The following is a 25530-nucleotide window of genomic DNA, read 5'->3' on the forward strand; positions in this document are numbered from 1 at the left end:
CATGGAAAACTACACGCCGATCTCCAAATTGGACCCTGCCAATGAAGGTTCGGACGACGACCTGATCCCGACGGTACAGGGCGCCGGCACCAAGAAGCAGACCCTGCGGGGCATGCGCCAAGCGATTATCTCGGCCTGGAGCGCGCCCATCCGGTCGATGCTCGGCGCGCAGTCGGAGAACGAAATCAAGGGCTCGCTGGGCCTCAGTAAGATCGACAACACCTCGGACGCGGAAAAGCCAGTCAGCACCCCGCAGCGGCAAGCTCTGGACGCCAAGGCCAGCGTAGAAGACATGGCCACGGCCCAGCAGGCGGTGGACGTGCTCGGCCGAACCCGTGACGCGGTGTTTCGCAAGTCAGTGTTCTTGGAGTTGCCACTGCTGTTCCCCGACTACGTGTCGGCCTTCCAGTCGGTCGGCAGCCCCAGTCAGGGCAATATCTATCCACAAGGCCACTGTTACGACGAAGAGGGTCGGGTTTACATCAAGTACGCCAACGGCACCCGGGCGGTCATTGTCTGGTATGAGGCCTCTGGCACATACGGCGGTTGGTTCCTGATCGCGCCAGGCGGCGAGAGCCTGGTGATCATTGCCGAAAACGGGGTGCGCAAGCTGTACAACAAGGCCGGTACGGACGGCCTGCATGCCTACGATATCAGCGTGCTGCCCACCAATGGCGCCACGGTGGCGGGGGTCAGCACCGGCCTGACCGGGGTTGGCCTGCAGTATGCCTATGACCGTGGCCGCTGGATCATCGAGCAGTTGCAAGTGGACATGGGCACGGAGGCCTCCCGCACACGCTGGCTGGTGTACGACAAGAACTTTGTCCGTTGCAGTGAATTCTACGTTGCCAAAAACATTGTCGGCTGGCAGCTGCCGACCAACGACCATTACAACTACGTGCCGAAATCTCAGGGCGTGGTGCTGCAGGGCGGCCGGGTGGTATTCGGGCTGGGTGGCTCCTACATTCCCGAGACGGACGGGCCGGTGTCGATGCCGGTGGCTGCCGTGGGGGTGGCCAACTGTGGGCTGGACGGCTCACTGTTGGAGTACGGCACGGTACGCGCTGATCAGCTGGTAGACCGGCTGGCCGCCGAGGGCCATTACTGTGTGCGCATGGAGTCGGAAGGCCTGAGCCTGCGGCCGGACGGCACCATTAGCCACCTCTTGCTGACGGCTCGCCCGAGCAGCCCCGGCGCCGACACCGGCGGCATTTTGCTGGTCACCGAGTACGACCCGCAGGGTGCCAGCTATGCCGATATCAGCGAGCCTTACACGCCGTTCAGCATGGACCGAGCCCTGACGGGCATCTTCCCGCGTGGCCCTGACGGGCGGATGTACGACCCGTTCACCGGGGTGGTGTTCGCCACCCTGCAGCAAATCCTGCGTTACATGGCCGACTTGCAGGTGCCACGGTTTACCTGGTATTCGACGGCGGTCACCATCGCGCCGATGGGGGTTATTGAGTTTCCAGTTTCAAGCCGGGTCGAGGTGTTCAACCAGAACAACGATGGCTTTCTGGTGGTGGTGTGGACGTCGGCCAAAGAATTCGCGCCGTACTGGGTGAACCTTAAAGTCAACTCCACCGAGCTGCTGGGCACCCGCAGCGCGTATCTGCGCAATGGCTTTGTGGCGAATGGCGATGTGTTCGGGCGCATCCTGACGCCGCACCGCGACAGCAGTCAGGCCGACATTCTGGTGCTGCAGCAGACCAGCACTCAGGACGCCAACCTGGTGATCATCGGCGGTGGCAGCACAGCGTTCACCGCGTCGACCCGCACCTGGTTCTACGCCGCACTCAATACCACGTCCAAGGTGGGCTTGAAGGTGGCCGAGATTTTCACCAACGGGTTTAACCCCGGTGAGGACAACGGTTTTGACCTCGGTTCCTTGCTCAAGCGTTGGCGAGAAGCCTTCATCACCAAGCTGACGCTGTTCGGCCCGATGCGCTTGGGCCAGTACACGGTGGCCACGCTGCCGGACCCCAGCCTGACCCCGAACTACATCCTCGACGCAGATGACGGGTATACCGGCATTCGCTCCTACCGGTCCACCGGCGCGGCCTGGGAGCTGATCAACGCGCCTGATGCGCAGTTGCGCGACCGCGCAACGCACACCGGGTCGCAAGCGATTGGCACGGTAACCGGCCTGCAGGCGGCTTTGGATGGCAAGCTGGCCAGCACCCAGCGTGGTGCGGCCAACGGCGTTGCGGCGCTGGATGCCACCGGCAAGGTGCCGGTAGCGCAGGTGCCGCTGGACAACCTGACGCTGGGTGGCAGCGTGGGGATCGGCGCCGCCCCCGTGGACCGATTCCTGCTCAACGTGCGGGGTACGCCCACGGCGCTGCCTGCTGCGGGTAGCCAATACGGTGTGTTCTCGGCGGGCACCTACGGCCTGGCGGCGTTCAGCAGCGCCTTTGGTGGGGCGGTGAACCTGCCCGCGCAGGCGTCCCCTACGGTCATCGCGCTGACGGCCAACTACACGTCGATCACGCCGGGGCTGGGGGCCAACGTGACCGTAACGGAGCATGACGGGTTTCGCATCGACTCGGTGACCAGCACCGCCATCACCATGGCCTGCTCGCTGCGCCTGAACCAAACCCTGCAGTCCGGCTACGAGCGCTGGAACGTGTACGCCGCCGGCAATGCCCCGAACTACATGAACGGTGACCTGCGGATCGGCACCACCACACAAAGCGGCTCGGACAAGCTGACCGTTTCGGGGCCTGTGCGCCTGAGCGGGGCTTTGCGCATCGGTCAGTACACCATCGCAACGATGCCTGACCCCGCGCTGTACCCCGGCTATCTGATCGAAGTGACCGATGCCCCGGGCGGCACCAAGACCTGCAAGTCGCACACGACGGCTTGGAAAATTCTCAACACCGACACAGTAGTGAGCTAACTATGCCTGAATTCAGCGAACAAACTTCCCTGTACGAAATCGTCGTGCGCGTCCAAGAAGACGGTAGCTACGGTGCCCATTACATGACCATTACCCGCTTTCGTCGCGACGGTGAGGTCTTTGGCGCCAAGGAGGGGCTGCCAACGCCTTTGGTGGCCGGCAACGCCGAGGCGTTTGCACTGCTCGGCCAATACGTCGAATCGGCCGCTTTGGATACCTTGGCGGTCAATCAGGTGCTGCAGGCCCGCGTGATCGAACTGGAGCAGCAGAAACAGGCCACCGGCGCCGAGCTGCAGCAGGCGTTGGAAGCCAACCAGGCGCTGCAAGCCCGTGTGGCCGAGCTGGAACAGGCGCCGGCCGAGACGCCGCCGCCGGCGACTGAGCCAGCGGAAGTGCCAGACGGCACGGTGTGACCGCCATGACGGTCGCGCGCGAAGCGGATTACCTGCAGACCCTCCAGCAACTGCTGCCACCCGGCCCGGCGTTCGACCTCGAGCAGCAACCGGACTGGGCGCAGCTGCTGGCCGCGCTGGCTCCCGAGCTGGCCCGGGTGGACGGCGATGCCGAAACCCTGCTGCTGGAGTTCAACCCGGCCACGGCCACGCTGCTGCTGCCGGACTGGGAAGACTACTTGGGCCTTCCCGATGCCTGCACGGTGCCGGGGTCGCAGACCCTGGAGGAACGCCGGCAAGCGGTGATCGACAAACTGACCGCCAGTGGTGCGCCGCAGCTGAGCTATTACCGGCGCTTGGCCACCCGGCTCGGCCTGACCATCGAAATCGAAGAGTTCCGCCCGGCGCGGGTCGGAGTCGCGGTTACGGGCGATTTCCTCTACGGCGATGGCTGGCCGTGGTCGTGGATCGCGTCGGCGCCGCTGGCCGCCTATGGCACCGCTGAGGCGGCGTCTCTGGATTGCCGGTTGCAGCTGGAGGCGCCCGAGTACACCGACGTGGTGATCGGCTACGGGCACGCCGAGGTCAAGGCCATTACCGCCAAGGTCGATGAGCTATTTAACGCCATCCATTACGCGTTGCCGGCCGCTGTGGCCGGGTTTGAGGGGGCTTAGCATGCAAAGGATTTCAAGCTGGACCGAGCTGACGACGGCGTCCGGCGCGTTCCGTTACGGCAGCTTGGCCGCCGGGGTGCCGCCCACGCCGCTCAAGGCGGAGTGGCTGAACATGGTGCAGGAGGAAATCGCCGGTGTGGTGATCGGCGCCGGCATCGCCCTGGACAAGACCAAGACCGACCAGCTCAAGCTGGCGATCCAGAAGATGGTGGCCGACTACCTGCCGCTGTCGGGTGGCGCCCTGACGGGGCTGCTCAAGGCCACCAAGGGGGTGCGCACGGCCAAGGGGCTGCCGTCCAGCAATGCCAGCGAGGTTGGCTATGCCTTTGACGATGACGGGGATACTGGCCTGTTTGCCACGGGCGGTACGGCAGAGAACGGCTCGGACGTGGTGCTACTGGTCGACCGGCGCGAGGTGGCCCGTTTTACCGGCAATGGCCGCATGACCTTTGACGGTGGCAACGAGCCTTACCACACCGGCAACAAGCCAACGATGCTGGACGTGGTGTATCCGGTGGGCTCGGTCTACATGAACGCGAGCGTGGCCACCAGTCCCGCCAAGCTGTTCGGCTTCGGCACCTGGTTGGCCTTGGCGCCCGGCCGCATGCTGATTGGCGCCGGCACCGGCACCGATGCCCGTGGCGATGCGCGGTCCTTCTCGGTCGGTGCTTTGGGTGGCGAGTACAGTCATGTACTGAGCACGGCCGAAATGCCAGTCCATGCCCATGCCATGCCGCAGGGCTCGGACGTGCCGGCCGGCACCACCGGTCCGGTGTATGCCTCGGGTGACGACGGCACGCGGGCGACCAAGCCAACCGATATCCCCAATACCGGCGATGCCGGCGGCGGCCAGGCGCACAACAACCTGCCGCCTTACCTGACCGTGTACATGTGGAAGCGAACCGCCTAGAGCCGGTTCGGCAGACAACCCGCTGAGGCGGGTTTTCTATTGCCTGGAGAAAACTATGACCGATGTTTCAGCGCTGGAAGCCTATGCCGGCCAGATGGCCGAGGCGGCGTCCCGCTCCAATGCGGCGTCGCTCAAGCAGCACACCTACGTGCATGGCAATGACCAGACCGACGTGGCGACCGAGAGCGGTCCGGTACCGAGCCTGGCCAAGCAGGCGCGGCTGTCGGCCGAAGGCACTGCCGCCCTGCGCGGCGACTTGAAGGCACCCACCGGCGCCGGTGAGGTCGGTAGCGAATCGGGCTTGGGCGTCCAGGGTGATATCAAGCTGCTGCAGACCCTTAACGTGCAGTCCATGCAGCAGAAGAACAGTCGGCCGATTGAGCTGGTGGCGCACCGGGGCTTCATGTCGCAAGCCCCGCAAAACACCGCATTGGCCTTCTCGTCGGCGCTGAGCAGCGGCGCCGATGCGCTGGAGTGCGACGTGGCCGTCAGCGCCGATGGTGAGTACTACATGTTCCATGACACCACCGTGGACAACCTGACCACGGGTACCGGCACCTTTACCACGCTGACGTCGGCCTACCTCGACAGCCTGGAAATGAAGGACGGGCAGGGCACCCGCTTTGCTCCCGTTCGGCTGTCGCGGTTCTCCGAGTACCTGGAGATTGCCCGCACGGCCGGCGCGTTCATCTACCCGGAGTTCAAGCGTTACCGTAACACCGCCGACCTGGTGGGCATGGTGGCCATGATCGTCGCCGCGCAGATGGACAGTGCCTGCTGCATGTCTTCGTTCAACATGAACATTTTGCGGCAGGCCCGCGCGCTCAACCCCAACATGGAGCTGGGCCTGCTCGGCGTGTCCACCAACGTCGAAGAGGTCAAAGGCTACATCGACCAGATGGTCGACCTAGGCAAGCTGGTGTTGATCTGGGACTACGACGCCACGCTGGCCATCCCCGAGGCTGTCGCTTACGCCTTTTCCAAGGGCGTGGACTGGGGCGTTTACACCGTCGACCGGCAGAGCCAGCTGCCCGCCATCCGCAAACTCGGCATTCGCCGCATCATTTCCAATGTCTCGCTCAAGGTCAGCCGATGAATATCCCCAGCGATCTCAATACCTACATCCCGTCGATGGTCGGTGAAGGTGGCAGCTACTCGATTACGAACGGTGTCGGGCGGATCTACTCGCCGGCGAGCGTGTCGACCAAGTACGAAAAGAGCGTGTTGGTGGGGCCTGGCGTGAAGGTCGAAATGAAGATCTTTGCCCGGGCGATCAGCGGCGTAGGCGGCGCGGTGGCCATCGACTACCTGCCGCTGGGGCGCGGTGGCGGCAGCGTCGAAATCACCTCGCCGGAGTATCGCGAATACGTGGTGAGCTTCACCACGCCGCTGAGTTCGCCGGAAAACCTGCGGGTCACGTTCGCCATCGGTAACTTCGCCGCTATGGGTGAGGGCACGTTTGAGTTCCACACCCCGCGTATCAGCATCGGAGACACCGACCTGGGCGCGCCTCGCATCCTGGCCCGTGGCCTGATCCTACTGGACTCGGGGGTGCCTTCGCTGAATACCAACTATCAGGCCGACGGCATCAAGGCGCTGAGCTATGACGCCGCTACGGCCCAACTGACCGTGACCATGCGCGGCAACGACGGCGCCGGCATGCGCTTGCACCCGCTGATGATCGCGCAACTGACGGACGATAACGCCACGCTTACCGGGCGCCGCTTGCACGCGCTTTGCGGGCGCTACAACCGCGACGATGGCACCGCCAAGGTGACCTTCGTGGACGGCGGCACCGGCCAGCTGCAGGACGTTAGCGGCCTCGGAAACCTCTACCTCACGTTCAGAGCTGAAATCTAAGCGTACAGCACACCCCTCACCACCCAGCCCGCCCAGTGCGGGCATTTTTTTGCCTGGAGAAAAGCATATGGCGGCAATACTCCCTCGCGGCGTTCGCAACCGGAACCCCGGAAACATTGACTTCAACCCGCGTAATGCCTGGAACGGCCAGCTTGGTCTGGAGCTGGGCGTAGCCAACCCGCGCTTTGCCCGGTTCGACTCGGATGAAAACGGCATCCGCGCCTTGGGTAAGTTGCTGATCAACTACCGGGGCAAGGACGGTCAGCCGGGCGTCGGCGGCCCTGGTATCGACACGGTGCGCGAAACCATCAGTCGCTGGGCGCCTGGTAACGAGAACAACACCGAGGCTTACATCGCGGCTGTGACCGCCAAGCTGGGCGTCAAGGCTAACGATGTCATCAACATCAAGGACGTGCGCACCCTGCGGGTGTTTGTCGGCGCAATCATTGCCCATGAGTGCGCAAACTACCGCTATCCCGATGCGGTGTTCAATGAGGGCATCCGGCGGGCCTTGGCATGACGGTGCTAACTGCTGCGTCGCGTAACGCCCGGCTCGGCCTGCTGGCACTGGCAGTTGGCCTTTGGATAGGAGGTCGAGGTGCCTGGGTATGGCAGTCGAATGACTACGGCAAGCGACTATCCGATCAGGCTGCCAGCTATGTCAAGCAGTTGGCGGATAAGGATCGGGCTCATGGTCGTGAACGTGAGGAGGCTGCAGCTGCAGCCCTTGAGCAGCTCACAGAACAGAAAAGCCAGCGACGAGCCCTGGAGGATCGCCTGCAGGAGCAGGGCAAAATACATTGGAAGGAAATGAAAGATGCACAACAGACTCAAGATCGCCTGCGTGACAGGCTGGCTACTGCTGACTTGCGGTTGTCAGTCCTTGTCGACGCCGGAGCCTTTGCCGCTCCGGGTTGTGACAGTGGGATGCGAGAAGCCGCCCGCACCGGAGGCATGGATCATGGAGCCATTCGATTCCAACTTGACCCGGCGCATGCTCAACGAATTATCGGTATCACCGACGATGGTGACCGAGGACTGATCGCACTGAAGACCTGCCAGGCCTACGTGCGCGAAGTCACCAGATGAAAAGGCGCGCCGGGTAACTGCATCAACATTCAACCCGGCCCGCTCAACCCCCCATGTCCTGCAAGTCCAGCTGTAGTCTCTGTGTTGTGTACAAAACGCAGCGAGGTTAAAGTCTCTTTATCCGCACAGAAAATGCTTGTATACCACGTTCCCAATCATTCCTTGGAGGTTGGCACACGCCAACTAGCCCACCGCCTCATCAGATGTAAAGTCCATTAAAATGACTGGAATCTGAGGCTTATTTTCGAGCAAGATGATTTCTGAAGTGGAGCGGGAGCAATTCTGCTAGGCCTGTATGCTCATCGCCGACCCATGCACGGACTGTGTTGTACCCAGTAATATTCGAGGGAAGCTTCTCTCTAATCATCCATTCAATCAGATAGCGATCATCACGGGTAAGAGAGTCATGAGTCGCGATGATTTCTCTTATCATATCAATGACATCGACGCCGTTCATACGATCAAAAGTACGCGTATTTGTTTGGGGATTTGTACTAGTGGATCGGTAGTCGTCGTAGTAAAGATCTTCTAGCGTGATGTCAGATACTGAAGGCTGGCTGTTCATGTGTAAGGTTTGCTCGGTAAGATTTTTGGGGGGAGGCCAGCTAACCTAGTCGGTAAGATGGCCGTATGCTTGCATGCTTACATTGTTGAGTTAATGATAGCCCTGTATTCGTCAGGTGTTCCGCAAAAAACTATCTCGGAAGACGGAATTAGTTCGTAGCTGACTTTTAAGTTATTGCTGATCAGGTAGTTGTAAAGCGGAGCAATATAAAATTCGCCTTTGGCTTTTAGGTCGTTTTTAACGCTGTGCTCGAATGCAGAGTTGTAGATGGCAGCGGAGTTGAAGTAGTAAAGACCGTTGCTGCAAAGATCGGAGATTCGTTCTTTTTCAGTGGTCTTGACGACGGTGTTGTTAGGTCCTGGAAGTGCGAATGACCAGTGAGAGCCCTCACCTTTAAAAACTTCAAGGTAGCCCGCATCAATGCTTTTTTCGGATTTTTTAAATCCTGGTCTGAAGGTGTCAATGTTGAAAATGTACAGTGGCTCCTCGGGGCGGAAGAAGCTCCGCGCTTTCGAGAGTCCTTGATATACTGTGTCGGCTTGCCCTTGGGTTTCTTCAGTGAATTCTACGATAAAGTAATCACGAATCCCCATCTTTTTAATGCTGTTTTCCACATAATCAGCAGCATTGAAGTCTGATCTGACGAGGAATAGAAACTTGTCAGTTTCAAAGTATCGCTCAAAGGAATGGACCGACCTCTCAAATACGGACTTATCTTTGATAGTTAGCTTGTATTTTGGCTGGTCGTAGCCTTCGTTAAAGAAGCGGCTGCTCTTGCCAACCATCGGAATAATAAACATTTAGTTAGCCTCAAGCAGGAATTGATCATACAGTCGGAAAGCATTGGCGAACAGTGCAAGTTGTCTATGCTCATTATCTGCATGCAGTGGCAGCATAGACAGGAACAAGAGAATGGTTAGCGGCATATAGTCTGCCGCGAAAGTATTTGGAAGAAGCTGCTCGTCGAGATAATCGCTTTGGATCTTATCAATCCTGTCATCTTTGAATATTTCAAATGTGAAGTTAAGATCCCCGATCTGTTGGGCGCTAAAGGCGCCAGCTATTATGAAGTCATATAGCCCAATAATCGAGTGATTAGCTTTCGCGATGTCATAGGCGACGTCCCCGTAGAGCGTAAACTGCTCATTGAAGTCGATGGCTCTGGGGTCGATAAGCTTCAGCATGTCTGCGCGTGAGTCATAAAGCATATTGCTAAAGCAAAGATCGCCGTGAAGTATGCCAGGTAGCGTTGGCTTAGCTAGTGCCAAGCTGATGCAATGCTCCATTACGTCGCTTATAGATGGCATTTTCTTACCATTCAGGATGACGTTTTGATGCATGTTATAATTCTTGGTGTCGCAGAAAGACATCAGACGCTTTGCCGACTTTCTTGCTATTAAGTCTTGACGGCCTGATTGTACATGGTTCAGTTGCTCTAGGGGGAAGTTTTCGGTGCACGCCTGGAGCCAAGATTTGATGTGGCGGAATATTTTTTTCCAGAAGAACTTAGGGTTGTTACCATTTACGAAAAGTTCGTTTAGTGGCGCAAGATACAAAAATTCAATTACGTAGAAAGGCTTCCCATCCTTAAGTCCTTGGTCCATAAGCTGAGGTACAAAGCCTTTGAGACTCACTGGTAGCGATTTGAACCAAGTGCCTTCCGCTACGATCTTGTGATGGGGAGTTCCACTTTTATATACATGCGTATCTGTGATCTTTAGTTCATTAAATGAACGTTGAGTCGTGATTTTTGCTCTTGTCTTATAAAAAGTGTTGATGTGCCCAAGGTCAAACCAGTTGTCTAACAAAATTTTTTCTGTAGGATAGCTCTCTGAGTATCCGCGAACAGCACCTACAAAGTCTCCGCGACAAATGGTTAAATTCTTGACTAGGTTTTGTGGGTTAGAGAATGCAAAATAACCGCACCAAACCAGTTCGTCGCTAGGGTTAGACTTTTCAACTTCCCAGTTGTAGTAATCTTGCGTAGAGGCAAGCGCCAGCAGATTATCTCCGACAGGTATCTGGGGGAGGTAGGTGTCGCCGTGCAAAATTCGAACGGTGGTATTATTTGCCCCGATAACATTCAAAGAGAAAAGAATAGAGTCGGCAAGACTTAGCCCATCGGGAACCTTCAGAACGCTGACTTCAAGGCTGTCTAGAGTGCGAGAGTCTTGCACAGATATAGCGTGGCTTTCTGGTATGGAAAGCCAGATTCTCTCACCAGGGTAAGCCTTTTTTATTGCTGTGGCTTGGAGTGTAAATAGGCGTTTGTTTCCCACTGGAAGAAACGCGGGAGGTAACTTGCCAAACTCCGCCTGAAACTCGGCGTCAACATATGCTGCTGAAGTAATCAAAATCATGCAGATTTCTCCAAGCTCAAAAGCTCTCGAATTTCTTCGTAGCTTCTGCTCTTGAATTCGGAAGGGCGAATTGCCTTATCGTCTACGTAAAAGCCTTCCATCCCGCACCATGGTTTAGCCATGATAATTTCATCATATGGGACATGATGTTTGTTGAGCCATTCTACGATGATGGGCAAAGTGTTTGCATTTATCTTCCCGATGTCACCATTATAGGTGCGCATGTTGCGGCTGGTGCTAATGGCAATTGTAAAGCCCATTTCGCGATATTCATGAAGTTTTTGAATTACATGTAGATCCGGCGTGCTGTTCTTGTAGTCGCCATTTATGGTTGAGCAAATTGTATCATCCAAATCCATAATTAGGCGTTTCATTTATTATTGAATTCCTTTAGGGCTGCGAAAAATTCGAGTGTTGTTTGGCTCTGGCTAAGCTCTTTGGCTTCGTTCGTAAAGTCATGAGTCAAAGCCGCTGAAAAGTCAGGTGGTAAAGCCTGGCTGTTTACTAGGTTCATGTCTCTCTTTATAGGAGTGTTGACGGGTTGCAGATGATTATCTGTCATCCAGCCCAATATAAGATTGTGGGCACGCATAGACGGTATTAGAGGGAAAGGAGATAGGCTCTTACTATCTAAGGACGCAGACCAAAGCGATGCCATAGTAAGTGCGGGTGCTCGCTGGGCATACCAGAATTGATCTTGAGGTCCCCATTCTTTAGAAAACTCCATTGCTACATCGTGAGATTTGAGATTCTCTAAGATGGCAAATGTAAGTTTATTCTGCAGAAAAACATCTGGGCGGCATCTGATAATGTAATCATAGCGGAAGCCATTTTCCTTTTCATGCTCTACGGCCAGTTCATGTGCTTTATAGATGCCGTATATCATCTTTGCTTGGTTAGGGGAGCCTAAGGAAAGGAAACTGCTTATGTCTATTCCGGCCTCTGAGAAAACAGTTGCTTCGTTATCTAAAAGAACTTTCGTAAATTCTATTTCAGATGGTAGCTTTTCTGGTTCGAACTTTGAGAGTGAAGGGGTGTCGAGTTTTTCGAATGTTTTTGGGAACTTAGCCTTGAATTGTTTTTTAGAACGGATGGCTGGCGGGCATTTTGAGAGGATTTCTTTGTTGAAAGTTCTTACCACCCACTCATCGCCTGCGCCACCAAGTCCTGGCCAGTCTTGCATGTCTGTCCAAGAGTGAAAAAATACATCTGCATCTAAAGGCTTAATGATGTTTTCGAAAATGCTTTCGATAGCTAAGCTGCCGCATCGATATATGCCGGACATGCAAACCGCGACTCTCGGTTTTATATCCCAGCCGAGTTTTTTTGAAGTGGTTGGCTTTTCTAGCTGTTTGCGGACGACGTCAGAAACTAAATCATATGCTCGCTCTGCGCCACGGTACCTGGACTTCTGAGCAGCGATGATGCCTAAGAGTTTCTGAAGGTCGTTATGCCCAAGTTGTGGGAAAATAATGCTGTCATCACATGTGAGTATGCGTAAGCAAACATTTCTAGTAATGTAGGCCCTGCGAATCGCTGACAGGTTTTTGAAGTTTGAGAAGTTGCTAAGCGTGATTTTGCTGGCGTGGGTTTCTTTGGATTTTGACCATAATTGGTTTAAGGCGTAGGTCAAATACATCAGTGTTTTGGGGTTTTGATCGCTCTGAAAAATGTCATCCTTTTTGGATAGTATATAGTTTTCGAGAACGGTTGTGTCTTTGTAGCGGGAAAGGCTTAATAAATCGTGGTCAATGCCAGTTGCCTTTCCAGGCTGATGTTCGAAGGTAGGCAAGATTTCCGACTCGTAGATATCTAGAAGGATCTTAGCGTTACCACTTTTTGCATATTTGGAGTTCTGGTCGCTGGCTAACTTCTTCAAGTTGTAAAGGCCGGCCTTGCAAATGAAAAGGTGAAGATTTTCAAGGAGACCTAAGTCAGCAAGAAGCACACAGAATTCCAAATGTTTTTCTGTATTCTCTGCATGCTGCTCATAAAGGCTTAGTAGTAGCTCGAATTCCCAGTTGTTAGTAAAGCTTTGTACAGTCGAATCGAATCTTGCCGCGTCCATTGGGGTATTCCGTTATTCCAATTCAACAGCCATATGGCCGAAGTGGTGTCCAGTTGGTTTTACTAAAGTAGTTGGTTAGTTTTTTGTTGTTTGAGTTTAATCTTAAAATTCCTCGATCATACCACATCTAGAGAGATCGTGGCCATAACGCGCAGGGGCAGTCGGTTGTGGTTGCATAGGCAGCCAAGGTATCAGGGCAGCTGGACTGCGGCGATCACCTGACAAAAGTGATTGGCTAGCGTCTGCTCGCCAAGAGCAAATCTAAGGACAGATGCTCAGCGAGAAGCTAGGTTAAAAGGGCATGAGAGCCATTGCTGATGCTGCTGGACAGCGGTTGCGCAGTGACGCCGACCAGCTCGTTGTCACCTTCGGTTGTCCCGGCCCGGATACCGCCGCTGTCGCCAGAGGCGAGGCAGCCACCCGCGCCGCCATGGTGCTCTCCGACCTGCTCACACGGGCTGATGCTCGAGCGGGAGGGCTGGCGAAAGCTTATGACCAAGCCCGAATAGCAGGTGATCTATGGGAGGCATCCTATAATGCCCTGATCAAGTGATCGGGGCAGGGAAGTGGACAAGCGCACCTTCATAGGGATGGTTGAGGCGGGAGAGCCACTGATTCAGCAGGCCATCGACGCCATGCGGGAGTATCACAAGGCCCAGGATCGCGGCGCGCCGGCGGAAGAGATCGAGCGGTTGCGCCTATTGGCCGAGTCGCTGTTCCAGGTGGTGTCCGATTACCAGCATCGGGTGATTGCCGCGATTCGCGGCAAGGATTTGCCACCTCTTCACTGATCCGCTGATCGGCAATTGCCCGCGACCGCGTCCGCCTATACGATACTGTTTATCCATACAGTATTGGTGCTCTATGTACTTCCTCCTCGTTCGCCGCCGCGTGAATGGCGTGGCCATCCCTACGAATCAGCTCGGCAAGATCACGCCAATTCGGGCCGACATCCACATTGGCGATCACCGCAGTGAGCCGCTGGGCCGGGTATCGACACAGGCCTGGGTGTTCAACCCGTCGCCTGGGCCGGACATCATCCCGCGGCTGCACGATGCCAAGGTTAACGGCATGGCCCAGCTCGGCATGAACATCAACGGGGTGGAGGAGGTCGACGGCGTGCTCTACGCGCAGTCCTGGTGGTGCAGGGCAGAATGATGGGGGGGATACCGAAAGCTTGGTTGGATGAGCTGAATGACCAATTTTCCTTGGTAACCGATCCAGATGGGCGCGCCGCTGTGCTGGATGAAATGGCCTATGCCGCTCACCGCCGGCGTGAAGTGAGTTCGGAGAACCTGGTCGATATGCTGGAGCTGTCAGAGGCCGCCCGTTATTGGGCGCTGATGGAGTTCGAAGAGGCCTATCACATCGGCCTGTTCAGTTATGAGATTTCGAGTAAATGGGGTGGGGACGAGCCAGGACGGATCATCGTAGGCAGAACGCCTGGGGGGTGTTGATGCTGTCTAAAACTGCTCGAAAGCTTCTCGATTTTACTGGGTGTAAGTCGCTGAAACTGGGCGAACCTTATTAGGCAGGTCAGATGCACAGGCCGCTTGTGGCGCGGACTGAGGGTCGAATCTAACGCTACTGTTCCGTACTAGAAGAGCGGAAGACGGCATGGAGGATCTCATCCTTCGCGCAATTTGGCTCTACGCTCGGTCTGCGCGCTCGTCTTCGGCGATGGACTGGTGGGTTGCAATATTGTGACCGAGCTTGAATAATCGATCTGGGGCACTGTGCCATTACGAGGGAAGTGAGTTGAGAAACGTTATTCTAGGTGCTTTAACTGCTTGTAGTCTCGTTGGCTGTATAAATGATACGGCGTTTCAGCCATTGACAAATGAGCAACGTGAGTTCATTTATGACTATAAAGTTCCGGGTAAGACAAAGGGTGAACTTTTTAAAAATGCTAGAAATTATTTGGCAACTGCCTACGGGGACTCTAAGGCGATTGGGCGTGTAGAGGACAAGAGCGAAGGACTGATAATTGCGAAAGCGGTAACCGTGTGGCAGATGAATACTGGAATGGTAGCTGTCTCGTGTGTGTCCGGTTATGACATCAGTTTTATTGCGAAAGATGAGAGGGCTAGGCTTCAATTGACTATAAATAAGGCGCTGCAGTCAACGCCTGAATGTGGTTGGAAAGAGCCGTCGAAGCAGGGTTATCCTGAGGTGGTTAGTAATTTGAATGCCACAGCTAAACAGCTTGGGGAAGCTCTTGAAGGTCGCTCCACGATCGATAAGCTGAAGGATTTTTAGTCGAGCTCGAAACGTAAATCACCTGAAGCGATACCGTGTCTTTACTAGCGGATTGGGGAATGAGGGGGCAGTGTCTGAATCGAGTTTGCCGCCGACCCTGCATGGATAGGTCACTCGGGCCCCGGTCTTGAAACCGCTTTGAAGACCTTGCACTAGGCGGCAGTGCACTACGAAGAATAGGCCGCCTTGACGCAGGTTCGTTGCGGCAGAGTACTTTCAGCCCGAAACCTATGGAGTTTGCCCTCCCTGAAAGCACGTGGATTCGCTACCTTTTCTTACCACTTCTCCGAGTAATAGTCATCCATGGCCAATGATCAGGATCGTTTTTCCCGAGCGTTTCGTTTCGTTCTTAACAACGGCATTGAAGTCTTCCCTGTGCGGATGAAAAATAGGAGTACCGGCCTGGTAGCCTATAGGATCTCCCCTGGAGGAGCAGGTGGAAACACGTTGGACGCAAGCGAGGAAGTCGATGAAGTAACAATGGTCCATATGGTTATGAACCTTGACTTTGCTGTCCGCTGCGCCTCGCTGGATGGAAGCGTTCGTGGCTTGTACAAGAAAGGTCAGCGATCTGTACGAGAGGTACGTCGCGAGATCAATCGGTCAACCTAGTAGCTTCGGTTCTTGCAGGGGGGGCTCGATGGTCCTCGAATTGTTGCAATGGGGTGATAGCAGACAGTCAGCGGCAGGTACTTGGTGATACCAATTCTGATACCACTGATACGGGAATAAGGGGTGGAGGAGGGGCGTTTCGCCCAGTAAAATCAGCCCTCTGCCACCGCCAAACACCACTAAAAAACCGCATGGTGATGTTAGCGGTGTAGATCAGTCCCAGTGTTTGGAACGGGTGAACCCAAGTCGTGGAGAGGGAGTTCCGAGGTTCGATTCAGCGCTGTTGATGCGGCACTGGAAGGAGGGTGAAAGGGGCCTCAAGATCAGTTCCAAAACTAAAAGGGCGACCCTTGTAGGGTGCGGGTTACAGCTGGGCAAATCCTGCTTCGTTTTGGAACTGCTTTTTACGCCCAGCCCGCATGAATCGGCGATTCTTGTATCGGATTGCAAATCCGTCTACGCCGGTTCGATTCCGACCTCGGCCTCCACCATTCGAAAGCCCCGCAGATTAACGTCTGCGGGGTTTTTCTTTGAGGGTCGAAAAAAGCCACGAGTTCCGAAACTTTCGGGGTGGAGTTCTGAAACTTCAGCCTTTCGAGGGCTTTGCGATAGGTCCGACGCGCCGGTAATCATGCTCAGTAATTCCCTCTTTCGAGTGGCCCGGCAGTACGCTTGCCTCGCTAAGGTCGTTGATCTCTGATGCGGCCTTCGGTCGGATATCGCGGAACTGGATGAAGAACGGCGAAAGGTGCTGGCTGGTGTGTCGCGTGACCTTATCGAGCAGCAGGCTTAGGTTGTTCCTCACTCCTTTCATTTCCAGGACGATCCTCAGTCGCTTACCGGTCTTACCCCGAGGTTTCGATCAGTGATTGGGTGATTGCTGAGCGTGGTGAGGCGGCAGAAACCCTGTCGTTCTCCTACGTCAGCGGCCCTTACCAGGCCCGGCGCCTGGCCAACATTGAGTTGCGCCGCCGGGCCTGTGGAGCGCAACGAGGCCGATTGTCTTAGAACTTGAAGCCATCATGAGAAAACGAGTTCAGTTCTGTGCGTTCAAAAATAATGAGAACAGCTCGGACTGAGATTTAATGCCGAGTTTGCTGTACATGTGCTTGCGATGGACCTTCACAGTCTCTGCGGAAATCGCCAGCTTGCGCGCGATCTCCTTGTTCGAGCAGCCGCTAAGCATAAGCCGGCCAACTTCCAGTTCACGGGCGGAAAGCGGCGTATCCAACTGCTGGTCAGTAGAGTCCAGCCAGCTCTGCCAGCTGGGTGCCGACGACGTGTTCTGCTCCAGCGCTTCCCGCTCGAATGCCATGCGCTGACGCATCAGGGCGGCAACCCAGGACTGGATGAGAGTGAGTAGGGCGGTCTGCTCTGCACTGAAGAGACACTCACTTCCCAGCGAGAGGCTGAGGGTGCGCTCCGTGTCGAGCTGGACGTTGATATGTGCTTCGTCGGCAACGACATTGAGGCGGAAGTAGCGTTGGTAATAGTCGGTTTGCTCGAAGCACTCCGGCGCCACGTCGGCTAGCCAAAACAAACCGCTCTGCGGTGCTTCCCGGTTGGCGAGATAAAAGGGGTCGAGCAGATACAGGCCTTTGAGGTAGTCCTGAAAAAGCGGATCTGGCCCGCCATCCTTGCCTGGGCATTCTGCGAGCACCTGCGGGCGACCATTGCTGAATATCAGTACGACCCAACTGTCTACCGGAATGTATCTATCCAGTTGACGCACCAGAGCCAGCCAGAAATTAGGGCGGTCAAGTGCCTCGATTAGTCTGCCGATGGCCTGGTGCCAGGCCATGTCCTGCAGTGTAATGCTCCCGTTTCTACCCATACGGGGTTACCCCATCGAAGTAATTACTTTCCGTTTTATGGCTCTCCATACTTCGTTTCAGCCCTGGCGGGTGCTGTTCAGTTTGGCGATTGAGCCAACATACACGTGAAAGGATCACCGATGAAGATTGAACTTGTACAACTCTCCGGTCGCGATGGCGATACCGCTTATAACCTGGAACGTACATTGCAGGCCATCGCTACCTGCGCCGTGGATACCGATCTGCTGATTTTCCCAGAGACCCAGCTGATGGGATTTGCCAGCGCCCAACAGCTCGCCGAAATCGCCGAGCCCGTTAACGGGCCGAGTGTGCAGGCCGTGCAACGCGCCGTACACGAACGAAACGTCTCAGCGGTGATTGGTCTGGCTGAGAACGACTCCGGCACCGTTTACAACACCTCCTTGCTGGTCACCCCGCAAGGGATCGCATTGAGTTATCGCAAAACTCACCTTTGGCCGTCGGAGCGCGGATTGTTCCAACAAGGAGACCGCTATGTCACCGCACTGTGGAAGGGCATCCGTGTCGGTATCCTGATTTGCTACGACATTGAGTTTCCGGAAAGTGCTCGGGCGCTCGGCCAACTCGGCGCCGAGCTCATATTGGTCACTAACGGTAACATGGATCCTTACGGCCCTGTCCACCGCACTGCAATCATGGCTCGCGCTCAGGAAAACCAGGCATTCGCGGTGATGGTCAATCGGGTGGGCGACGGCGACGAAGGGCTCGTTTTTGCCGGCGGCAGCGCCGCTATCGATCCCTTCGGGCGCACGCTGTTCGAAGCGGGCCGCGCAGAGTGTCGGCAGGTGGTGGAATTAGATCTCGGCCTGCTGCGCACCGCCCGCCACGAATATGACTACCTCAGTGACCGCCGCTTGTTCCTGACCGGCGAGCAGAGTGAGCATGATGATAGTCGACGTGAACTCCTGATCCCCTGAATCAGTTGTGGGGCGCAACTGCAACACAACGATTGTTCCGTCTTAACGCCTGTTTCGACCCTGCCACAACAGTAATTCACAAACTAGCAGGAGCAGTGCTCGTGTCTCTGGACTCAGCGCTAACGCTCCGGAGCATCCCCATGAAACGGATTCGTTACATGCAATTCGCGCTGGTCTCTCTGTTCAGTTTTGGCGTGGTTTGCGCCGAGGCCGGTGACGCTCAAAAGCCAAGTGTCCATATCTACAACTGGTATGACTACATTGCCCCGAACACGGTGAAAGACTTCCAGAAAGAAGCAGGCGTCAGCGCGGTGTACGACGTGTTCGACAACAGTGAGGTCATGCAAAGCAAACTGATGGCTGGCCGCAGTGGTTATGACGTTGTGGTTGCCAGTGCCGACCTGCTACCGAACCTGATCAAAGCCGGCGTGCTGAAAAGACTGGATCGCTCCAAGTTACCCAACTGGTCCCATCTCGATCCCGACGTCCTCGCCAAGTTGCAGAGCAATGATCCCGGAAACAGCTACGCGGCCCCTTATTTGTGGGGGACCACTGGCATCGGCTATGACGCGGACAAGGTTAAGTCACTACTCGGCCCCGATGCGCCAGTCAATTCCTGGGACTTGATTTTCAAGGAAGAAAATCTAGCCAAACTCCGTCAATGCGGTGTGGCCATGCTGGACGCGCCTGGCGAGGTTATTCCCATCGCACTGCACTACCTTGGACTGCCATACAACAGCCATAACCCGGACGATTACAAAAAAGCTCAGGAACTGCTGCTGAAGCTGCGCCCCCATATTGCCTACTTCGATTCTTCCAAGTTCATCTCTGATCTCGCCAATGGCAACGTCTGCGTCGTGCTGGGCTGGGCGGGCGGTGTCTCCGACGCGCAGAAAGCCTCCGAGTTGGCTGGCAACCATCGAAACCTTGTCTACAGCATTCCACGCGAAGGTGCCCCGGTGTGGGTGGAAAGTATGGTGCAGCTCAACGATGCGCCGAACCCGGAGCAAGGGTTGGCCTTCATCAACTACATGTTGCGCCCCGATGTCATTGCTGAGTCATCCAACTACCTGAGCTATCCGAACGCGAACAAGGATGCCACTGCGCTTGTAGAGAAGAAGATCCGCGACAATCCTGGGGTATATCCGTCCAAGGATGTGCTGTCCACGCTTTTCCCCCTGGAGCCACTGCCGCTGAAGCTGGAGCGCATTCGGACCCGTGCGTGGAACACAGTCAAGACCGGCAATTAATTGGCAGACCCGGTTCTGCTGATGATTGACCAAACCCCAGTCATGAAACAAACCAAAACAAGAGCGAGAGATCATGAAAGACACGATGAAGCCACGTGCCCGTGACCTGAATATTCAGTTCGGCCAACTGCAACCCGGTCCCCTCAACGCCATCACCGATGTGCCGGGCGTTCGGGTCGGTCACAGCAATGTGCGAGGACGCACCGCCAACGGCCGCGACATCCTGACTGGGGTAACAATCATCGAGCCGCGTGTCGGTTCCACCAGCCAGCAACCGTGCTTTGCCGGCGTCCATGTGTTGAACGGCAACGGCGACGCAACCGGTCTGGAGTGGATTCGCGAAGCGGGTCTTTTGACCAGTCCCATCGCCTTCACCAACACCCACAGCCTGGGTGTGGTGCGCGATGCACTGATTGTGCTGGACCGTGAACAACAACCGGATGACGGCCGTATCTACTGGAACATGCCGGTGGTGCTGGAGACCTATGACGGGCTGCTCAACGACATCAACGGTTTTCATGTGAAGCACGAGCATGTGGCCGAAGCCCTGAGTAATGCTGTAATTGGGCCCGTTATCGAGGGCGCGGTCGGTGGTGGCAGCGGCATGATCTGCCACGAATTCAAGGGCGGTATCGGCACTGCATCGCGGCGCCTGAGTAGCACTCAGGGCAGTTGGACTGTTGGCGCCATTGTCCAGGCGAACCACGGCATCCGTAACGAACTGCGCGTCGACGGCTATCCGGTGGGACGCTACATGGAACAGGCTGACTCCCCGTTCCTTAAGGCTTCGCTGCCGCACCCGGGCATGGGTTCGATAGTCGTTTGCCTGGCCACCGATGCGCCGTTGCTGCCACACCAATGTACGCGCCTGGCACAACGCGCCAGCATCGGTCTCGCCCGCACCGGTGGTGGTAACGAAGACCACAGCGGTGACATTTTCATCGCCTTCTCCACCGGTAATCATGTGCCGCCGGCAGCTTACGAAAGTAAGCGCGCGCCGACCACCGACAACCTTAGCATGGTCAACAACGACCATATCAGCGAGTTGTTTCTTGCCGCCACCGAAGCGGTGGAAGAAGCCATCATCAACGCCTTACTAGCCGCTGACACCGCCGAAGGCAACGGCCATGCAGTACCGGGACTGGATTGTGAGACGCTGCTCAAAGCCTTGCATCAAGCCGGCTGGCCGGGAGCGGCGAATGGTTAACTGATCTCTTCGCATGGCCCCCGGAGCTTCACGACAAGCGTTGAGTCTTTGGCGGGGCTGCTGAATAGCCGATTGTCCGATTCAGCTCACAGATGAGTCAGACGAATTTGCGTAAAACTGCACGTTCGCTATGGTGGCAATAAACCACCTGACTACAACTAAAGTCGTAGGAGCGTCTCATGAGAATACGCGGTGATGTTTTCTGGGCCTGGGCTGACCCGACGCTTCATCACCGAACTCACGACGAGACACTCGACGATGGGACATACATTGACGTTCAGACGCGGCTGTCGCGGACAGGCAAAACGCAGATGTTCATCGGGGTGTATGCCCCTGGTGGCATGGCTATCCTTGAAGAGGCCTTCGATTCTCGCCCTGGCGAGTCGATGACCAGGGCGCTGGCGTGGGGCGTTGGCCGGGCCCGGCGTGTCGCCGCTGAAGGTGCGGCTGCCGCAGGCTTTCTGGCTGCCTCGAAATAGCGGCCAGGCGCGCAGCGACTTACTGTCATCAGCGAAGAGGCAGCGCGTGAAATGCCTGCGTCGCCACACTTCCAGCTATCCGACAGAGTGGCCATCATCAGCCTGGCCCGTCATCCTCGCTGGCCAGCGCCCTCACTTTTGGATTTTTTCATCAAGGAGCCGTTGACATAGCGCACCGTGTTTTCCAGGGCTTGTGTCATGTCGGGATGCGTAAACTGGTACTTGCGCTCCAATTGCCTGCTGTTTCCCATGTCGAAGCGCTGCGTCTGAATAAAGTTCAATGACTCGGCGCTGATCGCCAAGCGGGTCGCCAGTCCCGGAATCGTCAATATCGACCTGAGCAACCCTATGGGTATATGGAGGCGGGGTGCCTTGACCTTTAGCGTGTCTGCGATCTGCCCAAGCATTCCCTGCAAGTTCGGTGTTCGCTCATACAGCGCCAGAACTTGCCGGTTGGCCATGGAGGGGTCGAACGCCACGCAAGTTATCATGTTCACCAGATAATCGACGCTGACCAATGGCAACCAGTGACTGGCGGAACCGGGAATAGCTTTAAATCGGCCTTGTGCCAGATTGCGAATGAGTTCGGCAAGCGGTTGTCCGTCCAGGATATGCCCGTTCTCGCTGTGGCCGCACACCGTAGCAGGGTGAACAATCGTGTAATCCGCATCCGCGTCTTGCATATAGCGGATGACTGCAAAATGGGACTCGAGTTTGCTGCCTTCGTAGCCACCTACGCGGGCGTAGACTGCGGGCCAGTTTGTGTTTTCAGGGCACTGAATATCCACCCCGATACTGGCAAGGTGGTTGAGGTTTTGCAGCATGAAGCCGCCTACCATGAGCAATCGGATGCGCTGGCTGGCCGCAAGCCTGGCCACTCTCAGAGCACCTTGGACATTGACTGTGCGGGCGCGCTCCGGTGTCAGCCCCCAGGAAAATTGCGCCGCGAGATGGAAAAATACAGCGGCCGAAGTGACGCGTTCTTTGTCTGCTTCGCTGAGGCCAAGCCCCTCCTGGCTGATATCGCCTTCAACGGCATGGATATACTCAGGGTTACCCCCTAGTTGGCCTACCTGCTCCTTGAGGCGTTCGATGTTACCGGGGCTGCGCATCAGCACCCAGGTCTTGTGCCCTTGCGCAGTAAGACCGGCCAGCAAATGTTGCCCCACAAAGCCGCTGCCGCCGGTGACAAAGCACTCCACACTCATGTTTGAACCCTTGTTTGAATGATGGGCGCAGGCTAAGGTGTAGAGCCTGCTCTACAGTCAAGGATTTTTAACGTGAATATTGGAGAGTTGGAGCGCCGGAGTGGGCTCAGCCGCCATACATTGCGCTATTACGAACAGCTCGGGCTTATCGAGCCACACCGACAAGCCAACAACTATCGCAGTTACAGTGAACAGACCGTTGCTGACTTGGCTTTCATACAGAGTGCCCAGGGCGGAGGCTTTTCACTTGCTGAGATTGGGGACATTCTTGTGGCCAGGCGGGGGAACACGATCGATTGCGCGCAAGGCGCCGTCTTGGTCGCCGCCAAGATGGCCGAGATTCAAACGAAGATCAACACGCTACAAGCCGCTTATGTTTTTCTGGACGCCGAGCGTGCCAAGCTCGAAGCCAGTGCTATTGCCAATGGGCAGATAATTCCCTGAAGTCCGGTCCATGACCCTTTTCGATCGAGCGTCAGCCTTCAGGTAAGGTTACACCGCAGATAAATTCATGCGTCCCCAAGCGGTGCGAGCCGAATTCCACCACGTAGCCGTCGCCTCTGCGCTGCGCCTCTGCCATGGCCGTTTTCTGGTCAGCATAAACGTCGACGAAATGCCATGGGTGTCGGTCTCTCAGGACCCCCCATCCGATGACCCAGCCTTCCCGCGAAGGGTCTGGCGGCAGGTTCTTCGCCAAGCTTCGAATGGACATGCCGATCTCCTCATATGCACAGGCTCGCCCTTGCAGGTTGAGCACTTTTCTTGAACCACACCTCGCGGGCATCGGTCTTCAGCATGAAGGATGAGTGATATTTCCAGGTTTCCTCATCAAATATTTAAATGTTCGCAGCCTAGGCTTGAACTCAAGCCAATTCCACCATCGAGGGAGTCAGGAAATGGATTATTCCAGCATGGTTGAATCGTTGGACAAGATGCTGAAAGCAACGGCTGCAGCCAAGGCCTGCCTGCAGCCGTCAGAGACAGAGCGTCAACCATACCTCCGTAGCCATTCGTCCGCGACGTCACCCATTGTTGATGGGGTGCCACTCTTGATCCAAAGCATGAATCCTCGGTCGAACTTGAATGCTGCCCCGCACTCGCTGAGTAGAAACTGACGAACCTTCTGCGTGTTGCGGTAATGCTTGTCCAGTGGAGTTGTACGGGTGATCGGCCCGGCGTGCCAGTCTACGGTCATGGTCTGTTCCTTTGACAATTGAGAAAGCAGAAAGCCCGAAGATGTTCATCTACGGGCTCTGCTGTAGTTCCAAATGGCCTGGCTCGGCCTGTCAGCCTTCGAACTGTATCACCATCCGGCCTTTGATCTTGCCCTCCAGCATCTCGTCAAAGATCTGGTTGATATCCTCGATCGGTCGCAGCGTCACCTTGGGCACCACTTTGCCTTCAGCGGCAAACTGGAAGGCTTCCTGCAGGTCCTGGCGTGTACCTACCAGCGAGCCCACCACTTCGATCCCATCAAGCACCAGGCGGGGAATATTCAGGTCCATGGACTCCGACGGAAGCCCGACGGCCACCAGTCGCCCGCCAGCGCGCAAGGCATCGACAGCTGAGTTGAACGCGCCTTTGGCCACGGCAGTAACGACGGCAGCATGTGCGCCACCGGTCTTGGCCTGGATGACCTTCGCGGCGTCTTCGTTGAGCGGGTTGACGACCAGATCCGCGCCCATCTCGCTGGCGAAGCGCAGTTGCTCTTCGTTGACGTCGATGGCGATGACTTTGGCGTTGAACACATTCTTGGCATATTGCAGGGCCAGGTTGCCCAGGCCGCCGAGCCCGTAGATGGCGATCCATTGGCCGGGGCGGACGTTGGAGATTTTCACTGCCTTGTAGGTCGTGACGCCGGCGCAGGTAATGCTGCTGGCGGCAGCGGAGTCGAGGCCGTCGGGCACTTTAACCGAGTAGTCGGCCTTGACGATGCAGGCCTCCGCCATGCCGCCGTCCACGGTGTAACCGGAATTCTTCACGTCGCGGCACAGGGTCTCGTTGCCGCTGTTGCAGTATTCGCAATGTCCGCAACCCTGGTAGAACCAGGCAACGCTGGCTCGGTCGCCTGGCTTGAGCGAGGTGACGCCCGGGCCAACTTCCTGGACCACGCCAATACCTTCGTGGCCCAGTACTACCCCGGTCTTGTCACCAAAGTCGCCATTTTTGACGTGCAGGTCGGTGTGGCACACACCGCAGCACTGCATCTTCAGCAGCGCTTCGCCGTGTTCGAGAGGGCGCAGGGTTTTCTCTATCACGTCCACGCGACGGCCTGGTGCAACGACAGCAGCTTTCATGAGAGCCTCCGTGTCTATCCGATGTGAGCTTGGGTGATCGTCGGGACAGCATAGACCTTGCCGGGCCAGGCAAAACTGCTTCAGGTCATGGTCAAGGTGGGCGCTTCCACAAAATACCTGCGTATGCCTGGCTGGCCTTTGCGGAAAAAAGAAAAGCCCGCGGCAAGGATGCGGCGGGCTGCAAGAACATACGGAGCAGGGCCAGTGTGCCCATCCGGATGTCGACATTTCGTGAAGGTCAGGTCATGAGGCTGTCATCATCTGCAACGAAGTGCGCAGGGTCATAAAAAAGCCCGCCATGGAAGGCGGGCAAAAGACGTTTGAAGGGAGAGCCTGCAGGTTGCGCCGGTCCGGTTAACCCAGGATTAAGCGACCACGCATTGACCCGACACCCTGATCAGCCTATACAGGCCTGCCATTATCCCAGGAGCCAGCATGCGCGACGAAGACGACCTGCACGAACCCGAGCACGATCACCTGCTTGACCACGAATTTCTCTATGACGACATGGAGCCCGAGGCAGATGCCCAAGGCGCCGAGGATGAAGTGGAGGAAGACGAGGAAACGCTGGATGACCTCGATGACGAAGAGCGCGATCACCCAGCCTGGTTCGACGACTGCGACGACTGAC

Annotated in this window: 29 protein-coding genes and 1 pseudogene; 19 read left to right on the forward strand and 11 right to left on the reverse strand. The window is 56.3% G+C overall.

Annotated elements, in window-relative coordinates:
- Nucleotide 1: 1 nt before the first annotated feature.
- The 8 genes from V7787_RS02840 (at nucleotide 2) to V7787_RS02875 (ending at nucleotide 7824) form a co-directional block, all read left to right on the forward strand.
- Nucleotides 2-2899 carry a hypothetical protein gene (locus tag V7787_RS02840; protein ID WP_336085443.1) on the forward strand — a complete coding sequence of 966 codons (2898 nt, stop codon included), beginning with the start codon at nucleotides 2-4 and terminating at the stop codon, nucleotides 2897-2899.
- A gap of 2 nt (nucleotides 2900-2901) precedes the next feature.
- Nucleotides 2902-3312 carry a hypothetical protein gene (locus V7787_RS02845; protein WP_336085445.1) on the forward strand — a complete coding sequence of 137 codons (411 nt, stop codon included), beginning with the start codon at nucleotides 2902-2904 and terminating at the stop codon, nucleotides 3310-3312.
- Between the two features lie 5 nt (nucleotides 3313-3317).
- Nucleotides 3318-3965 carry a putative phage tail protein gene (locus V7787_RS02850; protein WP_336085447.1) on the forward strand — a complete coding sequence of 216 codons (648 nt, stop codon included), beginning with the start codon at nucleotides 3318-3320 and terminating at the stop codon, nucleotides 3963-3965.
- Nucleotide 3966: 1 nt separating this feature from the next.
- Nucleotides 3967-4875, forward strand: a complete 909-nt coding sequence (locus V7787_RS02855; RefSeq protein WP_336085449.1) for a phage tail protein — start codon at nucleotides 3967-3969, stop codon at nucleotides 4873-4875.
- 55 nt (nucleotides 4876-4930) lie between these two features.
- Nucleotides 4931-5971: a glycerophosphodiester phosphodiesterase gene (locus V7787_RS02860; protein ID WP_336085451.1), complete on the forward strand. Its 1041-nt coding sequence runs from the start codon at nucleotides 4931-4933 to the stop codon at nucleotides 5969-5971.
- Nucleotides 5968-6735, forward strand: a complete 768-nt coding sequence (locus tag V7787_RS02865; RefSeq protein ID WP_336085453.1) for a hypothetical protein — start codon at nucleotides 5968-5970, stop codon at nucleotides 6733-6735. Before V7787_RS02860 ends, V7787_RS02865 begins: the two co-directional genes overlap by 4 nt.
- A gap of 67 nt (nucleotides 6736-6802) precedes the next feature.
- Nucleotides 6803-7255, forward strand: coding sequence for a structural protein P5 (locus V7787_RS02870; RefSeq protein WP_336085501.1), 453 nt, complete (start codon nucleotides 6803-6805; stop codon nucleotides 7253-7255).
- The gene (locus V7787_RS02875; protein WP_336085455.1) at nucleotides 7252-7824 is read left to right on the forward strand and encodes a lysis system i-spanin subunit Rz; all 573 of its coding nucleotides are present in this window, start codon (nucleotides 7252-7254) and stop codon (nucleotides 7822-7824) included. The genes V7787_RS02870 and V7787_RS02875 overlap by 4 nt, the downstream gene beginning before the upstream one ends.
- A gap of 238 nt (nucleotides 7825-8062) precedes the next feature.
- Here V7787_RS02875 and V7787_RS02880 read toward each other — a convergent pair whose 3' ends face one another.
- The 5 genes from V7787_RS02880 to V7787_RS02900 form a co-directional block, all read right to left on the reverse strand.
- Nucleotides 8063-8389, reverse strand: coding sequence for a hypothetical protein (locus V7787_RS02880; protein WP_336085457.1), 327 nt, complete (start codon nucleotides 8387-8389; stop codon nucleotides 8063-8065).
- 77 nt (nucleotides 8390-8466) lie between these two features.
- On the reverse strand, nucleotides 8467-9189 hold the full coding sequence (locus V7787_RS02885; RefSeq protein ID WP_336085459.1) for a glycosyltransferase family 2 protein: 723 nt from the start codon (nucleotides 9187-9189) through the stop codon (nucleotides 8467-8469).
- Nucleotides 9190-10749 carry a hypothetical protein gene (locus tag V7787_RS02890; RefSeq protein ID WP_336085461.1) on the reverse strand — a complete coding sequence of 520 codons (1560 nt, stop codon included), beginning with the start codon at nucleotides 10747-10749 and terminating at the stop codon, nucleotides 9190-9192.
- The gene (locus V7787_RS02895; RefSeq protein ID WP_336085462.1) at nucleotides 10746-11123 is read right to left on the reverse strand and encodes an HAD-IIIC family phosphatase; all 378 of its coding nucleotides are present in this window, start codon (nucleotides 11121-11123) and stop codon (nucleotides 10746-10748) included. The genes V7787_RS02890 and V7787_RS02895 overlap by 4 nt, the downstream gene beginning before the upstream one ends.
- Entirely contained in the window at nucleotides 11120-12817 is a 1698-nt protein-coding gene (locus V7787_RS02900) for a hypothetical protein (protein WP_336085464.1), read from the reverse strand. Before V7787_RS02900 ends, V7787_RS02895 begins: the two co-directional genes overlap by 4 nt.
- 301 nt (nucleotides 12818-13118) lie before the next feature.
- Between V7787_RS02900 and V7787_RS02905 the strand changes: the two genes are divergently transcribed.
- The 5 genes from V7787_RS02905 (at nucleotide 13119) to V7787_RS02925 (ending at nucleotide 15076) form a co-directional block, all read left to right on the forward strand.
- Nucleotides 13119-13370, forward strand: a complete 252-nt coding sequence (locus tag V7787_RS02905) for a DUF2514 family protein (protein WP_336085467.1) — start codon at nucleotides 13119-13121, stop codon at nucleotides 13368-13370.
- Between the two features lie 13 nt (nucleotides 13371-13383).
- A complete protein-coding gene (locus tag V7787_RS02910; RefSeq protein WP_336085469.1) occupies nucleotides 13384-13608 on the forward strand; it encodes a hypothetical protein in 225 nt (74 codons plus the stop codon).
- Nucleotides 13609-13681: 73 nt separating this feature from the next.
- Nucleotides 13682-13975, forward strand: a complete 294-nt coding sequence (locus tag V7787_RS02915; RefSeq protein ID WP_336085471.1) for a hypothetical protein — start codon at nucleotides 13682-13684, stop codon at nucleotides 13973-13975.
- Nucleotides 13972-14274 carry a hypothetical protein gene (locus tag V7787_RS02920; protein WP_336085503.1) on the forward strand — a complete coding sequence of 101 codons (303 nt, stop codon included), beginning with the start codon at nucleotides 13972-13974 and terminating at the stop codon, nucleotides 14272-14274. Before V7787_RS02915 ends, V7787_RS02920 begins: the two co-directional genes overlap by 4 nt.
- Before the next feature lie 301 nt (nucleotides 14275-14575).
- Nucleotides 14576-15076, forward strand: a complete 501-nt coding sequence (locus V7787_RS02925) for a DUF4468 domain-containing protein (RefSeq protein WP_336085472.1) — start codon at nucleotides 14576-14578, stop codon at nucleotides 15074-15076.
- Nucleotides 15077-16274: 1198 nt separating this feature from the next.
- Here the strand turns inward: V7787_RS02925 and V7787_RS53015 are convergent.
- Nucleotides 16275-16418 (reverse strand): annotated as a pseudogene (locus V7787_RS53015) (integrase); the annotation flags it as partial.
- 306 nt (nucleotides 16419-16724) lie between these two features.
- Nucleotides 16725-17522, reverse strand: coding sequence for a helix-turn-helix transcriptional regulator (locus tag V7787_RS02930; protein WP_064492610.1), 798 nt, complete (start codon nucleotides 17520-17522; stop codon nucleotides 16725-16727).
- A gap of 120 nt (nucleotides 17523-17642) precedes the next feature.
- Between V7787_RS02930 and V7787_RS02935 the strand changes: the two genes are divergently transcribed.
- From V7787_RS02935 to V7787_RS02950, 4 genes are all read left to right on the forward strand, one after another.
- Nucleotides 17643-18458: a carbon-nitrogen hydrolase family protein gene (locus tag V7787_RS02935; RefSeq protein WP_064492609.1), complete on the forward strand. Its 816-nt coding sequence runs from the start codon at nucleotides 17643-17645 to the stop codon at nucleotides 18456-18458.
- 140 nt (nucleotides 18459-18598) lie between these two features.
- Nucleotides 18599-19708, forward strand: a complete 1110-nt coding sequence (locus V7787_RS02940; protein WP_064492608.1) for a polyamine ABC transporter substrate-binding protein — start codon at nucleotides 18599-18601, stop codon at nucleotides 19706-19708.
- Between the two features lie 85 nt (nucleotides 19709-19793).
- Nucleotides 19794-20915 carry a DmpA family aminopeptidase gene (locus V7787_RS02945; RefSeq protein WP_049587969.1) on the forward strand — a complete coding sequence of 374 codons (1122 nt, stop codon included), beginning with the start codon at nucleotides 19794-19796 and terminating at the stop codon, nucleotides 20913-20915.
- A gap of 179 nt (nucleotides 20916-21094) precedes the next feature.
- A complete protein-coding gene (locus V7787_RS02950; protein ID WP_064492607.1) occupies nucleotides 21095-21394 on the forward strand; it encodes a hypothetical protein in 300 nt (99 codons plus the stop codon).
- A 110-nt stretch (nucleotides 21395-21504) separates the two neighbouring features.
- On the opposite strand, the gene V7787_RS02955 is transcribed toward V7787_RS02950, so the two are convergent.
- On the reverse strand, nucleotides 21505-22602 hold the full coding sequence (locus tag V7787_RS02955; protein WP_064492606.1) for an SDR family oxidoreductase: 1098 nt from the start codon (nucleotides 22600-22602) through the stop codon (nucleotides 21505-21507).
- 72 nt (nucleotides 22603-22674) lie between these two features.
- On the opposite strand from V7787_RS02955, the gene V7787_RS02960 reads away from it, so the two are divergent.
- Nucleotides 22675-23046 (forward strand): MerR family transcriptional regulator, encoded by a 372-nt coding sequence (locus tag V7787_RS02960; RefSeq protein ID WP_064492605.1) that lies wholly within the window; start codon nucleotides 22675-22677, stop codon nucleotides 23044-23046.
- 31 nt (nucleotides 23047-23077) lie between these two features.
- On the opposite strand, the gene V7787_RS02965 is transcribed toward V7787_RS02960, so the two are convergent.
- The 3 genes from V7787_RS02965 to adhP form a co-directional block, all read right to left on the reverse strand.
- Nucleotides 23078-23314: a hypothetical protein gene (locus V7787_RS02965; RefSeq protein ID WP_003250935.1), complete on the reverse strand. Its 237-nt coding sequence runs from the start codon at nucleotides 23312-23314 to the stop codon at nucleotides 23078-23080.
- A gap of 276 nt (nucleotides 23315-23590) precedes the next feature.
- The gene (locus tag V7787_RS02970; protein WP_019438758.1) at nucleotides 23591-23797 is read right to left on the reverse strand and encodes a DUF6434 domain-containing protein; all 207 of its coding nucleotides are present in this window, start codon (nucleotides 23795-23797) and stop codon (nucleotides 23591-23593) included.
- Nucleotides 23798-23888: 91 nt separating this feature from the next.
- A complete protein-coding gene (gene adhP, locus V7787_RS02975) occupies nucleotides 23889-24899 on the reverse strand; it encodes an alcohol dehydrogenase AdhP (RefSeq protein ID WP_064492604.1) in 1011 nt (336 codons plus the stop codon).
- A 435-nt stretch (nucleotides 24900-25334) separates the two neighbouring features.
- On the opposite strand from adhP, the gene V7787_RS02980 reads away from it, so the two are divergent.
- Nucleotides 25335-25529 carry a hypothetical protein gene (locus V7787_RS02980; RefSeq protein ID WP_020191346.1) on the forward strand — a complete coding sequence of 65 codons (195 nt, stop codon included), beginning with the start codon at nucleotides 25335-25337 and terminating at the stop codon, nucleotides 25527-25529.
- Nucleotide 25530 lies beyond the last annotated feature (1 nt).

It is taken from the genome of Pseudomonas sp. CGJS7 (genome assembly GCF_036961695.1).

Excerpts from the sequence above, each read along its gene's own strand:
- V7787_RS02840 (WP_336085443.1), top strand. The coding sequence starts at position 2 with ATGGAAAACTACACGCCGATCTCCAAATTGGACCCTGCCAATGAAGGT.
- V7787_RS02845 (WP_336085445.1), top strand. The coding sequence starts at position 2,902 with ATGCCTGAATTCAGCGAACAAACTTCCCTGTACGAAATCGTCGTGCGC.
- V7787_RS02850 (WP_336085447.1), top strand. The coding sequence starts at position 3,318 with ATGACGGTCGCGCGCGAAGCGGATTACCTGCAGACCCTCCAGCAACTG.
- V7787_RS02855 (WP_336085449.1), top strand. The coding sequence starts at position 3,967 with ATGCAAAGGATTTCAAGCTGGACCGAGCTGACGACGGCGTCCGGCGCG.
- V7787_RS02860 (WP_336085451.1), top strand. The coding sequence starts at position 4,931 with ATGACCGATGTTTCAGCGCTGGAAGCCTATGCCGGCCAGATGGCCGAG.
- V7787_RS02865 (WP_336085453.1), top strand. The coding sequence starts at position 5,968 with ATGAATATCCCCAGCGATCTCAATACCTACATCCCGTCGATGGTCGGT.
- V7787_RS02870 (WP_336085501.1), top strand. The coding sequence starts at position 6,803 with ATGGCGGCAATACTCCCTCGCGGCGTTCGCAACCGGAACCCCGGAAAC.
- V7787_RS02875 (WP_336085455.1), top strand. The coding sequence starts at position 7,252 with ATGACGGTGCTAACTGCTGCGTCGCGTAACGCCCGGCTCGGCCTGCTG.
- V7787_RS02880 (WP_336085457.1), bottom strand. The coding sequence starts at position 8,389 with ATGAACAGCCAGCCTTCAGTATCTGACATCACGCTAGAAGATCTTTAC.
- V7787_RS02885 (WP_336085459.1), bottom strand. The coding sequence starts at position 9,189 with ATGTTTATTATTCCGATGGTTGGCAAGAGCAGCCGCTTCTTTAACGAA.
- V7787_RS02890 (WP_336085461.1), bottom strand. The coding sequence starts at position 10,749 with ATGATTTTGATTACTTCAGCAGCATATGTTGACGCCGAGTTTCAGGCG.
- V7787_RS02895 (WP_336085462.1), bottom strand. The coding sequence starts at position 11,123 with ATGAAACGCCTAATTATGGATTTGGATGATACAATTTGCTCAACCATA.
- V7787_RS02900 (WP_336085464.1), bottom strand. The coding sequence starts at position 12,817 with ATGGACGCGGCAAGATTCGATTCGACTGTACAAAGCTTTACTAACAAC.
- V7787_RS02905 (WP_336085467.1), top strand. The coding sequence starts at position 13,119 with ATGAGAGCCATTGCTGATGCTGCTGGACAGCGGTTGCGCAGTGACGCC.
- V7787_RS02915 (WP_336085471.1), top strand. The coding sequence starts at position 13,682 with ATGTACTTCCTCCTCGTTCGCCGCCGCGTGAATGGCGTGGCCATCCCT.
- V7787_RS02920 (WP_336085503.1), top strand. The coding sequence starts at position 13,972 with ATGATGGGGGGGATACCGAAAGCTTGGTTGGATGAGCTGAATGACCAA.
- V7787_RS02930 (WP_064492610.1), bottom strand. The coding sequence starts at position 17,522 with ATGGGTAGAAACGGGAGCATTACACTGCAGGACATGGCCTGGCACCAG.
- V7787_RS02935 (WP_064492609.1), top strand. The coding sequence starts at position 17,643 with ATGAAGATTGAACTTGTACAACTCTCCGGTCGCGATGGCGATACCGCT.
- V7787_RS02940 (WP_064492608.1), top strand. The coding sequence starts at position 18,599 with ATGAAACGGATTCGTTACATGCAATTCGCGCTGGTCTCTCTGTTCAGT.
- V7787_RS02945 (WP_049587969.1), top strand. The coding sequence starts at position 19,794 with ATGAAGCCACGTGCCCGTGACCTGAATATTCAGTTCGGCCAACTGCAA.
- V7787_RS02950 (WP_064492607.1), top strand. The coding sequence starts at position 21,095 with ATGAGAATACGCGGTGATGTTTTCTGGGCCTGGGCTGACCCGACGCTT.
- V7787_RS02955 (WP_064492606.1), bottom strand. The coding sequence starts at position 22,602 with ATGAGTGTGGAGTGCTTTGTCACCGGCGGCAGCGGCTTTGTGGGGCAA.
- V7787_RS02965 (WP_003250935.1), bottom strand. The coding sequence starts at position 23,314 with ATGTCCATTCGAAGCTTGGCGAAGAACCTGCCGCCAGACCCTTCGCGG.
- V7787_RS02970 (WP_019438758.1), bottom strand. The coding sequence starts at position 23,797 with ATGACCGTAGACTGGCACGCCGGGCCGATCACCCGTACAACTCCACTG.
- adhP (WP_064492604.1), bottom strand. The coding sequence starts at position 24,899 with ATGAAAGCTGCTGTCGTTGCACCAGGCCGTCGCGTGGACGTGATAGAG.
- V7787_RS02980 (WP_020191346.1), top strand. The coding sequence starts at position 25,335 with ATGCGCGACGAAGACGACCTGCACGAACCCGAGCACGATCACCTGCTT.